Genomic DNA, 12182 nt, shown 5'->3' on the forward strand with positions numbered 1-12182 from the left:
GGCGGTGACGACGCTTCGGCATTGTCAAGCACTGAGACCCTAACTAACATGTTAGCATGAAAACGGAAGCCGGTCCTTATGATTTTCTGCCCGCAGCGGGGACATTCTCGCGCGGCAGCGTTACCATCGATGTCACCAATAGCCTGCGCCACGCCATCGTGACGCTGGCGCTGCCGCCCGGCGCGGTGGTGGACAAGGCGGCGATCTGCACGCAGTTGGGGGTGTCGCGCTTTCCGGTGAGCGAGGCGCTGGCGCGCCTAGCCGATGAGGGGCTGGTGGATATTGCGCCGCAGCGTGGCACCACCGTGTCGCTGGTGCGCATCGCCGATGTGCGGGAATATATGCTGATCCGCAAAGGCCTCGAAAGCGAGGCTTTGCGGGTGCTGATCGGCAAGCACGATGCCGAGGTGATCGCGGCGCTGCATGCCAATATGGCCGATCAGCGCGAGGCGGCGAGCCGGGACGACGCGGAAATCTTCCACCAGATCGATGTGGGTTTTCACGACACCATTTTCCGCACTATGCGGCTCTCCAAGGTCAAGTCGATCATCGACCGGGCCCGCGCCAATCTCGACCGGGCGCGGCGGCTGATCATCACCCCGCGCCGGCTGGCGCTGACCATTGCCGAGCATCAGGCGATTTTCGACGGCATCCTGGCAGGTGATGCGCCACAGGCCATCGCCGCGATCCGCGCCCATATCGACGCGGTGATGGTGGAGCTGTTCGCCTTTGCACGTGAACATCCCGAGCTGTTTGACGACGGGGCGGAATTTGCCAGTGACACCGACGATTTTCCGTTCGGTTGAGACGGAGCATGGCGATGGCACCGCGCCTGAGTCTGGTCTTGGCGATTACCGGCCTGCTGTTCGGGCTCGTGGGGAGCACCGGGCCGGCACTGGCCAATTGTCCGGATCGCCCGGCCTGCACGGGATGCGGTTGCAAGGGCGGGCCCGGCTATCGCGGTCCGGATGGGACATGCGTGGGCTTCAAGCAGCTGGCCCGGGTCTGCGGCGATCCGCCCACCACCAGATGCACATTCGAGAATGCCCCGGGCACCGGGCTCAACCGCAGCTGTGCCCTGGGCCTGGAGAGTGAAGAGGATCAATAATGCTCAAGTCCATTCCGCCCATTTTGGGCCCTGACCTGCTCTATGCCTTGCGCGCCATGGGCCATGGCGATGAGATCGTCATCGTCGACGCCAATTTTCCGGCCGAGTATCTGGGGCCCGAGGTGATGCGGCTCGACGGGGTTTCGGCCACGCAGGTGCTTGACGCGGTGCTGACGCTGATGCCGCTCGACGATTTCGTCGATGCCGCCGCCATCGGCATGGCGGTGGTGGGCGATGCGGCGGCGCGGCCGCCCATCTATGGGGAATTCGAGACCATCATCACCCGGCACGAGCCGGGGCAGGGCTTTTCCACCATAGAGCGCTTTGCCTTTTACGAGCGGGCGCGCACGGCGGCGGCGGTGGTGCAGACCGGGGAAGCGCGCCTTTACGGCAACATCATTCTCAAGAAGGGCATCATCCGTCCCGCTGCCGCATAAAGCGAACGGATTGATCCAAGGTCGGCCTCGACAGGCTAACATGTCAGCCTGTATGGACAGGCCACATCATAGGGAGACCCCGCCATGAAACTGCTCCGCATTGGCGCCAAGGGCGCCGAAAAGCCCGCCATTCTCGCTGCCGACGGCACCGTGCGCGATCTCTCCGGCATCGTCTCCGACATTGCCGGCGCGACGCTGCTGCCCGAAGGGCTCGCCAGGATCGCCGGTGCCGACATCAATGCACTGCCGGTGCTCGATGCCGGCCAGCGCATTGGCCCCTGTGTCGGGCAGGTGGGCAAGTTCATCTGTATCGGCCTCAATTATGCCGACCACGCCGCCGAGACCGGTTCGCCCATTCCGGCTGAGCCGATCATCTTCATGAAGGCGACCAGCGCCATCATCGGGCCGAACGACGACGTGATCATTCCCAAGAACGCCATCAAGCCGGACTGGGAAGTGGAACTGGGCATCGTCATCGGCAAGGAAGCCCGTTATGTCGAGGAAAAGGACGCGCTGGACCATGTGGCCGGCTATTGCCTGATCAACGACGTGTCCGAGCGGCATTTCCAGACCGAACGCGGCGGCACCTGGGACAAGGGCAAGGGCGCCGACACGTTCGGTCCCATCGGCCCCTGGGTCGTCACCAAGGACGAAGTGGCCGATCCGCAGAACCTCAAGATGTGGCTCGAAGTGGATGGCAAGCGCTATCAGAACGGCTCCACCAAGACCATGATCTTCGGGGTGGCCACCATAGTCTCCTATGTCAGCCAGTTCATGAGCCTGCAGCCGGGCGACATCATCTCGACGGGCACTCCGCCGGGTGTCGGCATGGGCATCAAGCCCGACCCGGTCTGGCTCAAGCCGGGTAATGTCATGCGCCTCGGCATCGAGGGGCTGGGCGAGCAAACGCAGAACGTGCGGGCCTATAGCGCCTGATCGCCAGGTTGGTTTTAGACATTGCGCCCCCGGATCGCTGGTCCGGGGGGTGTTTTGCCTTGGGCCAGCCTGATCCGCATTTGTGCGGATGAAGACGTTGCCATCCCATTTAACTGTTGCCCCTAGCGTCGAGGCTGAACCGGCATTTTGGGGCCGATGTCCCGCGGAGACCGGCAACAGTATCTAGGGAGTTCACAATGGCTATTCTGGGTGGCGTGCTCAATCTCGACAAGACCTTGTCCGGGCTTCTGGGCGGTGGCGGTGGTGCAGGAGGCGGCGGTGGAAGTGGTGCTCTACCGCTCGGCCCGGTGACCAATCTGGTCGGCAACCTGACCGGCGGCTCCGGTGGAACCAGCGGCACGGGAGGCCTGGCCTCGCTGCTCGATGTGTCGCTGCTCGAAGAGGGGCTGGTGACGCTCAATCTGGGCGGCGACAAGCTGGTCGTGCTGCCCGACAATGGCGGGATCATCTCCTACGGCCTGCTGGATGGGGCAGGGTTGGGCGGGCTCGGTGGCCTGGGCAATCTGGGCAATTTGGGTGGGCTGACCTCCGGCCTCACCGGGATTCTCGAGCTTGACGGGCTGTTATCCGAGTCCGGCCTGCTCAACCTGACGGGCATTCTCGATGGCGGCGTTCTCGATCTGGGTGGGGTGCTGGGGGATGTGCTGGGGCTGCTCAGCATTGGCGGTGCGCTCGACCCCGACGACAATCTCGATCCCGATGGCGAGGTGAACCCCGAGACCTTCGCCTACCAGCGCTATTGCACCGCGGGCAATGACAGCTTCCTCGTGCCCAATGGCTCGACCTATATCGATGGCAAGGGTGGGCGCGATACGGTTACCTTTGCGCAGAGCTCGGAAGGCATGGCTTTCGCCTCCGGTAAGAATGCGGTGGTGTTCGCCAAGGAGGACACGCTCTATTATTTCAAGGATGTGGAGCGCGTGGAGTTCTTCGAGGGCACGCTCTATCTCGATACCGGTGGCGGGGAAAATGCGGGCATGGCCTATCGGCTCTATCAGGCCGCGTTCGACCGCATGCCCGATGCCGAGGGGCTGACCTATTGGATCGGCCGGCTCGATACCGGCAATGTCAGCCTCGCTGCCATTGCCGACAGTTTCATCCATTCCCCCGAATTCGTGCGCACCTTCGGGACGGTCGAGACCGTGTCCAATGCACGGTTCGTGGAACTGCTCTACCTGCATACGCTCGATCGCGGTGCCGATAGCGAGGGCTATAATTACTGGGTGCAGCGGTTGGACAACAACCAGACCAATCGCGGCGACCTGCTCGCCTTCTTCTCGGAGAGCGAGGAGAACCAGCAGCAGGTGGCGGCGCAGATCGATAACGGCATCTGGATCGCCTGAATACACGCTCCTCCCCCGAGGCGTGGGGCCGGTTGTCCTTCGGGGTGACCGGCCTTTTTGATTGGGGCGGCTTGTGCCGCGGGCGCGTGGGGCGTATCCCGCCAAGGCGGGAGGACGCCATGACCACATTCGACAATACGCTTTATGCCGATGGGGCGCTGATCGTGGGAGCGGGGCTGGCGGGATTGTTTACCGCGCTCAAGCTGGCGCCGCGGCCGGTGACGGTGCTCTCGCCCAAGCCGCTGGGCACCGGGGCATCCTCGGCCTGGGCGCAGGGCGGGGTAGCGGCAGCGATGGGAGAGGGCGACAGCCCCCATGCCCATGCGCAGGATACCGAAATGGCGGGGGCCGGCATTGTCGACCATGGTACGGCTGAAGGGGTGACTGCCGAGGCGGTGGCGCGGATCGAGGACCTGGCGCGCTGGGGCACGCCGTTCGATCGTGACGATTTCGGCAATTTCGAGCTGGGGCGGGAGGCGGCCCACTCCGCCAATCGCATCGTCAAGGTCGAGGGCGACCGGGCCGGCCGGGCCATCATGCAGGCCATTATCGCTCAGGTGCGGCGCACGCCGTCCATCCGTGTCGTCGAGGGGATCACGGCGCTGAGCCTGGCGCGGGAGAATGGACGCGTCGTCGGCGTCTATTGCCGCAAGCTGGGGGATCGTTATTCCGAGCCGATCTTCGTGCGGGCGCGGGCCACGGTGCTGGCGGCCGGCGGGTTGGGCGGGCTTTATGCGGTGACCACCAATCCGCCGGGGGTGCGGGGCCACGCCATGGGTATGGCGGCGCGGGCGGGGGCAGTGATCGCCGACCCCGAGTTCGTGCAGTTTCATCCCACCGCCATTGCCACCGGCGCCGACCCGGCGCCGCTTGCCACCGAAGCATTGCGCGGGGAGGGGGCGATCCTGGTCAATGACCGGGGCGAGCGCTTCATGCCGGCCATTCACCCCGATGCGGAACTGGCACCGCGCGATATCGTCGCCCGCGCCAATTTCCGCCAGATTCAGGCGGGGCGGCGGGTGTTTCTCGATACCAGAGAGGTGCTGGGCGCCGCTATTCTCACCCGCTTCCCCACCGTTTCCAAATATTGCCGCGATGCCGGCATCGATCCGGTGGCCGAGATGATCCCGGTGACGCCGGCGGCGCATTTCCACATGGGCGGGGTAAAGGTGGACGAACGCGGTCGCTCTTCGCTGCCTGGGCTTTGGGTGTGCGGGGAGGCCTCGTGCACGGGGCTGCATGGGGCCAACCGGCTGGCGTCGAATTCGCTGCTCGAGGCCGTGGTCTATGGCGCGCGCATTGCCGAGGATATCGGCGGGTTGGAGCCGGCGGGCCAACTGGCGCCGTTCAAAGGCATCGAATGGGACGAGGCGGAAGGCAATCGGGCCGAGGAAGTGCTGCGCAATTCGCTGGCCGTGCAGCAATTGCGCGGGATCATGACCAATCTGGTCGGCGTCGAGCGCCATCGCGAGGGCCTGCAGCAGGCGCTGCGCGATATCGCGGTGCTGGAGGCGCAGGCCGAGCAGGTCACGACTGCCTATCTCAACATGACCACCTCGGCGACCATGGTCGCCGCCGCCGCGCTGAAGCGCACCGAAAGCCGCGGCGGTCATTTCCGCACCGATTTTCCCGAGCCCGATCCGCGTTGGGAACACCATACCGAAATGACGCTTGGCGAGGCGCTGGCTCTGCGAGCGGCGTCGCGATAGGGCCCGACGCGGTGCCGCGTCGCCAAAGGGCTATTCGGTCTGGAGCAATTGACCACTGACAAGCGCGGTCAGCGTGAGGGCGAAGCGGTCGGTCAATTCGTCCACGCTGGCCTCGTTGTCGCCCAGCGTCCACTTGATCACCATCCACATGGCGCCGTTGGCGACGATCTCGAGCACATCCATGTCGGTGCTGGAGCGCACTTTCTCGGTCGCCATGCGAAATTCCCAGTCCGCCTTGGACATGAACATGGCCACGGTCTGGTTGAAATAGTCGAGATTTGCAGCCTGCTCCAGCACCCGGCGGAAGAAGGCGCGGTGACTGGCGACGATTTCGAGTACGGGCCGGACCTGGACGCGGATGCGGTTGGCGATGAAGTCTGCGTCCCTGGGCACCCATTCGGCAGGTTGCGGCGGCACCTCTGTCGTCACCGACATCATGGATATGGCAGTAAAACGCGCTGCGTCTTCTACATCTCGAAAGTGATTGTAGAATGTTGGTCTTGTTGTTCCGGCATCATCGATCACCATCTGCACGGTAATGTCTTTGAAGTCCAGCGTGCTGGCCAGTTTCAAAACCGAATTGCTTATGGCGGTCTGCGTGCGGCTGTATTTTTTGTTCATCCCCTGTCTCCCGCGACGGGTTAGAACAGGGCTTTAACCCTTTCCTTACGCTATGGCCAGCGTCAGGAGGGTGACCTTAACGGAATTTTAAAGCCCAAGCCGATCATAACTTACCATATGTTAAGTTGTTAATGGTCTTGTATGGTTATCAATTCGTTTGTGAGACCATAATGTCGCTTCTTTCCAAAATGAATTTGTCTACCAAGATGACCGCGATTTCGGCCATCGGCATGCTCTTCCTCGCCATCATGGTCACGGCGCTTTTCGTGATGAACAACAATGCCATCCGTGACACCAATCGAGCCATGGAAGCGGCCGCGACTGCAACTGACCTCGTCGCTGCCGAGAGCTATTTCCGCGGCGTTCGCATCGGCTCGCGCGATTTCCGTCTTGCCACCAACTCCATCCAGATCGCCTCGGCACAGAACAACATCGACACGAACCACGCCGCCCTGATCGGTGTGCTGGCGGATGCTCGGGCCCGCATTCAAAACGAAGCGGAGGTCGAGGCCATCGACGCCACCGTGCAGCTGGTTGGCTCTTACATGGCGCTGGTGCCGCAATTGCGCACAGTGATCGAGCGCGACATCGCCGCTGGAAATAGCGGGGCATTCGACGCCCAGGAAGCGGCAATCCAGGGGGAGATGTCTGGCTTTTCTGAACAGGCGCGGGCCCTGCTCGCCGAGGGTGTCGATACCGCCAAGCTCACGGCCGAACAGATGCAGGCCGTGGCGGCCAATGCCTCGGCCATCGGACAGGTCACCGGCGCGGCGCTTGGTGGCCTGGTCATCCTCATCCTCATCGGTTCGGCGGTGTTTGCCCGTAACGCCGTGGTGCGGCCGATCCAGCAGATCACCCATGCGATGATCGGCATTGCCGATGGCGATTTCTCCGTCGCCATCCCCCATGCCGGCCGGACCGACGAAATTGGCCGCATGGCCGGCGCCGTTCAGGTGTTCAAGGACAATGGCATCCGCGTGGCGGCGCTGGGCGAGGAAGAAGCCGACCGGGCGCAGCGGGCGCTCGAGCGCGCCCAGATGATGGAGCGCTTCCAGGGCGAGTTCGATGGCGCTGTTTCCGCTGCGGTCAAGGGCGATTTCTCGCGCCGTATCGAGGGCAGCTTCGCCGACGCCGATGTCAGCCGGATCACCACCAATTTCAACATGATGCTGACGCGCACCGAAGAGGCGCTAAGCGAAGCGGGGGATGTCCTGGCCGCGCTGGCCAAGACCGACCTGACCCAGCGCATGTCCGGCAGCTATGAGGGGGCCTTTGCCAAGCTCGGCGCCGACACCAATCTGGTTGCCGACACGCTTTCCGATGTTGTTTCGCGCCTGCGCGCAACCTCGAGCACATTGCGCACCGCCACCAATGAAATCCTGACCGGTGCCAATGATTTGTCCGAGCGCACCACGCGCCAGGCCGCGGCCATCGAGGAAACCTCCGCTGCCATGGAGCAGCTGACCCAGGCGGTGGAAATCAATGCCCGCAAGGCCATGGATGGCTATGAACGCAGCCGCGGGGCGGCGCAGCTGGCCAATGAGGGCGGCGCGGTGATGAAGGAAACCACCGGTGCCATGGGCCGCATCTCCACCTCATCGGCGAAGGTATCAGACATTATCGGCATGATCGACGACATCGCCTTCCAGACCAACCTCCTGGCGCTTAATGCTTCGGTCGAGGCCGCGCGTGCCGGCGAGGCCGGCAAGGGTTTTGCCGTGGTGGCGGTGGAAGTGCGGCGCCTGGCTCAGTCGGCAGCCCAGGCGTCCTCGGACGTGAAGGCACTGATCGACCAGAGCTCGATCGAAGTCGATGCGGGCAGCAGGCTCGTGGCCACGGCCGCTGCCAAACTCGACACGATCCTGATTTCGGTGCAGGAGAATGCCAGCCTGATGCACGATATTTCGGTGGCCAATGGCGAGCAGTCCTCCGCCATCGCAGAGATCCGCCAGGCAGTGCGCCAGATGGACGAAATGACCCAGCACAATGCGGCGCTGGTGGAAGAAACCAATGCCGCCATCGAGCAGACCGAGGCCCAGGCCCGCGATCTCGATACCATCGTCGATATCTTCAAGATCGCGCCGGCGGCGGTGGATAGCGGTTCAACGAGGCCCAAGGCCAAGCCCAGTACCGGTGTCCGCATGGTGCAGGCGGCGCGGGCCTATATCAGCAATGGCAATGCCGCGATCAGCACGGACTGGAACGAGTTCTAGTTTGCTGTAATAGCGGCAAGGTGGAAACTGACCACGCCCAACAGGTCTATCCCGGGCTCGGGGGGGGGTGATCAGACCGGCGCGGCGCTTGACCTCAGGGTCGCGCCGCGCCGGTGCCGCCTCGCGCCGTGTCAGGCGCGGGTGACCTTGCGGAATTTGAGCGGCGTGGCGGGGTATTCGGTGTCGGGCTCGGCCCTGGCGAAGAGGGCCATGAGCGTGTCTTCGCCGCTGGTGACGGTGCCGAAGGCAGCAAAGCCCTGGCCGTCGGGATTGCGTCGGCCACCGAAGTCGAGCTCGGGCTGGTCGCCGATGCAGATGAAGAATTCCGAACTGGCGCTGCCGGGCGCGAAGCGGGCCATGGAAATGGTCAGGTGCCGATGGCGAAGGCCGGTCGTCTCGGTGGTTTCGTGGGCGATGGCGGGGAAGGGGGAGGGCTTTTGCTCATCGCTGCGCAGGCCCCATTGCACCACTTCGATCTTGTGCACCGTCGCGGCGGGCTGGTTGGCAAGGGTGACGATGCGATAGGCAGTGGCGCTGTCGAGATGGCCGCCATCGACATAGGCGAGGAAATTGGCGGCGGTGATCGGGGCGCGTTCGCTCTCGATCGCGAGGGTGAAGGCGCCGAGTTCGGTTTCGACGAGAACGGGTACGGTCACGGGGCTTATCCGGGAGGTTGGTGATTTGGTCGGCCCCCACCCGGCCTCCCCTGAAGGAGGGGAGCGCTCACTTTGGGCGCACCGAGGCTTCGGCTCCAACTCTCCCTCCCCCCTTGAGGGGGAGGGCCGGGGTGGGGGGTGGTTCAGTGATCCACTGATGGACCCCCACCCTCAATCCCTCCCCTCAAGGGGGAGGGAGGCGCAAGAGCTCAAGACTATTGCCAAAACGTCCGAAGTAAACACTTCCCGCAAGGGAGAGGTAGGGCAGGAGCCAAAAATACAGTTCGAAAACCCCCGCCCGGAGGCGGGGGTTGGGAGTGGGATTATTCGCTGATCTCAGCGTCGCGGAAATAGGGGACGTTGAGGGGCGAGCGCCAGAAGCCGGTCACCTTGGGGCTCATCATCATGTAGTTGTAGCGATGATATTGCGGCAGGATGACGTGGTCGTTCATCAGGATGGCCTCGGCCTTGCGCATCTCGTCGCGCGAGGTCGCCTCATCGGTCGCGGTCTTGGCGGCCTCGATGGCGGCGTCGTAGTCGGCGTTCGACCAGTTGTTGAGGTTGTTGGCGCTGCCGGTGACGAAGTTGTCGAGGAAGGTCATGGGGTGCGGATAGTCGGCGCCCCAGCCCATCTGGGCGATCTGGTATTCGACCTTCTGGACTTCCGGGTAGTAGACCTGCCATTCGGACGCCTGGATATTGACGTCGATATTGAGGTTTTCCTTCCACATCTGCTGGATGGCTTCGAGCAGCTTTTCGATCGGCGGGGAGGAATAGGTGACGTAGAGCGTTGCCGGGAAGCCTTCGCCGTTGGGGTAGCCGGCTTCGGCCAGTTCGGCTTGGGCGGCTTCGACTTCGGCAGTATCGGCGAGACCGAAAGTGTCACGGCCTTCGGTGAAGTCTTCACCGGCAAGGCTCATGCCCGGGGGCACGAGGCCGAGGGCCGGGGTGTCGGCCGACTGCAGCACGAATTCGATGATTTCCGAGCGGTCGATGGCCATCGAGAGCGCCTTGCGGACATGGATGTTGTCCAAGGGCGCCTGGTGCGGGTTGAAGAAGGCATAGGTGGTGCCCAGCGCCGGAACGACGAGGAAGGCATCAGATTCCACCGACAGACGCGGAATTTCAGGGGCAGGGACGGACTCGATGCCGTCGACATCGCCGGCTTCCATGGCGGCCAGGGCCGTTGCCGGATCGGGGATCAGGCGGAAGGTGAGCTTGTCGAGGCTGACGGCGTCGGCGTCGTAATAGTTCGGGTTCTTCTCGAACACGACCGACTCGCCCTGGTTGAAGGCGGTGACGCGGAACGGGCCGGTGCCGATGAAGGTGGCCGGGTTGCGGGTCCAGCCTTCCGGATCGGCGGAGACCACGTCTTCGCGTACCGGGTAGAAGGCCGGGTAGTTGAGCAGCTGCAGCATGTAGGGGACACGCTGCTTGAGCGTGAAGGTCAGCGTCTTGTCATCGGGGGCCGAGATGGCAATGGCCGAAGCGTCGCCACCGTTGAAGGCCTCTTCGGCGCCCACGATGTGGTAGAGCATCTGCGAGTTCATGGCGCCGGTGGCCGGATCGAGCACGCGCTTCCAGGCATAGACGAAATCGGAGGCCTTGACCGGCTGGCCATCGGACCACTTCGCATCGCGCAGATGGAAGGTATAGGTCAGGCCGTCCTCGGAAATGTCCCAGCTTTCGGCGAGGGCGGGAATGACTTCGCCCTCGGGGTTCATGCGAACCAGACCCTCGAAGGTGTTGCCGATGATCGGTGCGGCGAAGGTTTCGGCCGTGGTGCCCGGATCGTATTTGGCGCTTTCATTATTGACCACATAGGTCAATTCCCCGGCGGCGAAGACGCCGCCAGTGGTTGCCAGCAGTGCCGCTGTGATCAGCGGCAGAACCAATTTCTTCATTGCGTTCTCTCCTGTTAGGGGGCCGAAGCCCCGGTCGTCTCTTGCGCCAGTTCCTTGGCGAAATGGCAGGCCGAGAGATGTCCGCTGCCGATATCGGTCAGCGGCGGCTCGACCCGGGCGCAAAGCTCGGTGGCCAGCGGGCAGCGCGTGCGGAAACGGCAACCCGAGGGAATATCGATGGGGCTGGGGATTTCCCCCTGCATGGGTTCGGCGGCGCGGGCGGCTTCCGGATCGGGCACCGGAATGGCCGAGAGCAAAGCGCGCGTATAGGGGTGAGAGGGGCGATGGTAGAGATCGGCGCTGGTGGCCAGCTCCACGATCTTGCCCAGATACATGACGCCGATGCGGTCCGAGATGTGCCGGACCATGGACAGGTCATGGGTGATGAAGAGGTAGGTGAGACCGAGATCGGCCTGCAGGTCCTCGAGCATATTGACCACCTGCGCCTGCACTGAGACGTCGAGGGCCGAGATCGGCTCGTCGCAGATCACCAGATCGGGCTCGAGCGCGATGGCGCGGGCAATGCCGATGCGCTGGCGCTGGCCGCCGGAGAATTCATGGGCAAAGCGTGCACCGGCATCGGCGGGCAGGCCGACGCGGTCGAGCAGTTCGGCCACCTTCTTGCGGCGGGAGTCCGGCGTGCCGATACGGGCAATGTCCATGGGCTCGGCAATCAGCTCGCCCACGCTCATGCGCGGATTGAGGCTAGCATAGGGGTCCTGGAAGATCATCTGCACGCGGCGGCGGAAGGTTCCGAGCCGGCTTTCGGCGGTCTGACCGACCTCCTCGCCGTCAAAGACGATGCTGCCGGAGGTGGGTTCATGAAGGCGGATGACGGTGCGGGCGAGGGTGGACTTGCCGCAGCCGGATTCGCCGACAAGGCCGAGGGTTTCCCCGCGCATCAGCTCGAGATCGACGCCATCGACGGCGCGCAGCACCGGCTTGGGCCCGAAGACCGGGCCGGGCAGACGGAAATGCTTATGCACATCGCGCAGGGTGAGAAGGGGCTGGGTCATGCGGAAATACCCCTGGCTGCGCCGGCCTCGGCACCCCCACCTAGCCTCCCCCTGAAGGAGGGGGAGGGACCGATCGAGTGTGGTGCGGTGCCAGTGAGCCAGTGTGCAGCCTTCGCCTCCCTCCCCCTTGAGGGGAGGGATTGAGGGTGGGGGTCCATCAGTGGCTCACTGAACCACCCCCCACCCCGGCCCTCCCCCTCAAGGGGGGAGGGGGCGCT

At 63.9% G+C, this 12182-nt stretch carries 11 protein-coding genes; 7 read left to right on the plus strand and 4 right to left on the minus strand.

What is annotated here, in order from left to right; all coding sequences use genetic code 11:
• Positions 1-56: 56 nt before the first annotated feature.
• From BGO80_RS05400 to BGO80_RS05425, 6 genes are all read left to right on the plus strand, one after another.
• Positions 57-806: a GntR family transcriptional regulator gene (locus BGO80_RS05400; RefSeq protein WP_286719726.1), complete on the plus strand. Its 750-nt coding sequence runs from the start codon at positions 57-59 to the stop codon at positions 804-806.
• Between the two features lie 14 nt (positions 807-820).
• The gene (locus tag BGO80_RS05405; RefSeq protein WP_286719729.1) at positions 821-1108 is read left to right on the plus strand and encodes a hypothetical protein; all 288 of its coding nucleotides are present in this window, start codon (positions 821-823) and stop codon (positions 1106-1108) included.
• On the plus strand, positions 1108-1545 hold the full coding sequence (locus BGO80_RS05410) for an RbsD/FucU family protein (RefSeq protein ID WP_126149236.1): 438 nt from the start codon (positions 1108-1110) through the stop codon (positions 1543-1545). Before BGO80_RS05405 ends, BGO80_RS05410 begins: the two co-directional genes overlap by 1 nt.
• 84 nt (positions 1546-1629) lie before the next feature.
• Positions 1630-2481, plus strand: a complete 852-nt coding sequence (locus BGO80_RS05415; protein WP_286719730.1) for a fumarylacetoacetate hydrolase family protein — start codon at positions 1630-1632, stop codon at positions 2479-2481.
• A gap of 197 nt (positions 2482-2678) precedes the next feature.
• Positions 2679-3845: a DUF4214 domain-containing protein gene (locus BGO80_RS05420; RefSeq protein ID WP_286719732.1), complete on the plus strand. Its 1167-nt coding sequence runs from the start codon at positions 2679-2681 to the stop codon at positions 3843-3845.
• Between the two features lie 119 nt (positions 3846-3964).
• A complete protein-coding gene (locus BGO80_RS05425) occupies positions 3965-5554 on the plus strand; it encodes an L-aspartate oxidase (protein WP_286719734.1) in 1590 nt (529 codons plus the stop codon).
• Positions 5555-5584: 30 nt separating this feature from the next.
• Here the strand turns inward: BGO80_RS05425 and BGO80_RS05430 are convergent, their stop codons facing one another.
• Positions 5585-6175 (minus strand): TetR/AcrR family transcriptional regulator, encoded by a 591-nt coding sequence (locus BGO80_RS05430; RefSeq protein WP_286719735.1) that lies wholly within the window; start codon positions 6173-6175, stop codon positions 5585-5587.
• Positions 6176-6345: 170 nt separating this feature from the next.
• On the opposite strand from BGO80_RS05430, the gene BGO80_RS05435 reads away from it, so the two are divergent.
• Positions 6346-8388 carry a methyl-accepting chemotaxis protein gene (locus tag BGO80_RS05435; RefSeq protein ID WP_286719738.1) on the plus strand — a complete coding sequence of 681 codons (2043 nt, stop codon included), beginning with the start codon at positions 6346-6348 and terminating at the stop codon, positions 8386-8388.
• A 131-nt stretch (positions 8389-8519) separates the two neighbouring features.
• Here the strand turns inward: BGO80_RS05435 and BGO80_RS05440 are convergent, their stop codons facing one another.
• From BGO80_RS05440 to BGO80_RS05450, 3 genes are all read right to left on the minus strand, one after another.
• On the minus strand, positions 8520-9044 hold the full coding sequence (locus BGO80_RS05440) for a peptidylprolyl isomerase (protein WP_286719740.1): 525 nt from the start codon (positions 9042-9044) through the stop codon (positions 8520-8522).
• Positions 9045-9367: 323 nt separating this feature from the next.
• Positions 9368-10948: a peptide ABC transporter substrate-binding protein gene (locus tag BGO80_RS05445; RefSeq protein ID WP_286719745.1), complete on the minus strand. Its 1581-nt coding sequence runs from the start codon at positions 10946-10948 to the stop codon at positions 9368-9370.
• A 14-nt stretch (positions 10949-10962) separates the two neighbouring features.
• Positions 10963-11964 carry an ABC transporter ATP-binding protein gene (locus BGO80_RS05450; RefSeq protein ID WP_286719749.1) on the minus strand — a complete coding sequence of 334 codons (1002 nt, stop codon included), beginning with the start codon at positions 11962-11964 and terminating at the stop codon, positions 10963-10965.
• Between the last annotated feature and the right edge of the window lie 218 nt (positions 11965-12182).

The sequence above is a fragment of the Devosia sp. 63-57 genome (genome assembly GCF_001899045.1).
Taxonomy (GTDB): Bacteria; Pseudomonadota; Alphaproteobacteria; order Rhizobiales; family Devosiaceae; genus Devosia; species Devosia equisanguinis.

Bases quoted from the DNA above. Each gene is read 5' to 3' on its own strand.
- BGO80_RS05420 (WP_286719732.1), top strand. From the start codon at position 2,679: ATGGCTATTCTGGGTGGCGTGCTCAATCTCGACAAGACCTTGTCCGGG.
- BGO80_RS05405 (WP_286719729.1), top strand. From the start codon at position 821: ATGGCACCGCGCCTGAGTCTGGTCTTGGCGATTACCGGCCTGCTGTTC.
- BGO80_RS05435 (WP_286719738.1), top strand. From the start codon at position 6,346: ATGTCGCTTCTTTCCAAAATGAATTTGTCTACCAAGATGACCGCGATT.
- BGO80_RS05425 (WP_286719734.1), top strand. From the start codon at position 3,965: ATGACCACATTCGACAATACGCTTTATGCCGATGGGGCGCTGATCGTG.
- BGO80_RS05415 (WP_286719730.1), top strand. From the start codon at position 1,630: ATGAAACTGCTCCGCATTGGCGCCAAGGGCGCCGAAAAGCCCGCCATT.
- BGO80_RS05445 (WP_286719745.1), bottom strand. From the start codon at position 10,948: ATGAAGAAATTGGTTCTGCCGCTGATCACAGCGGCACTGCTGGCAACC.
- BGO80_RS05430 (WP_286719735.1), bottom strand. From the start codon at position 6,175: ATGAACAAAAAATACAGCCGCACGCAGACCGCCATAAGCAATTCGGTT.
- BGO80_RS05450 (WP_286719749.1), bottom strand. From the start codon at position 11,964: ATGACCCAGCCCCTTCTCACCCTGCGCGATGTGCATAAGCATTTCCGT.
- BGO80_RS05400 (WP_286719726.1), top strand. From the start codon at position 57: ATGAAAACGGAAGCCGGTCCTTATGATTTTCTGCCCGCAGCGGGGACA.
- BGO80_RS05410 (WP_126149236.1), top strand. From the start codon at position 1,108: ATGCTCAAGTCCATTCCGCCCATTTTGGGCCCTGACCTGCTCTATGCC.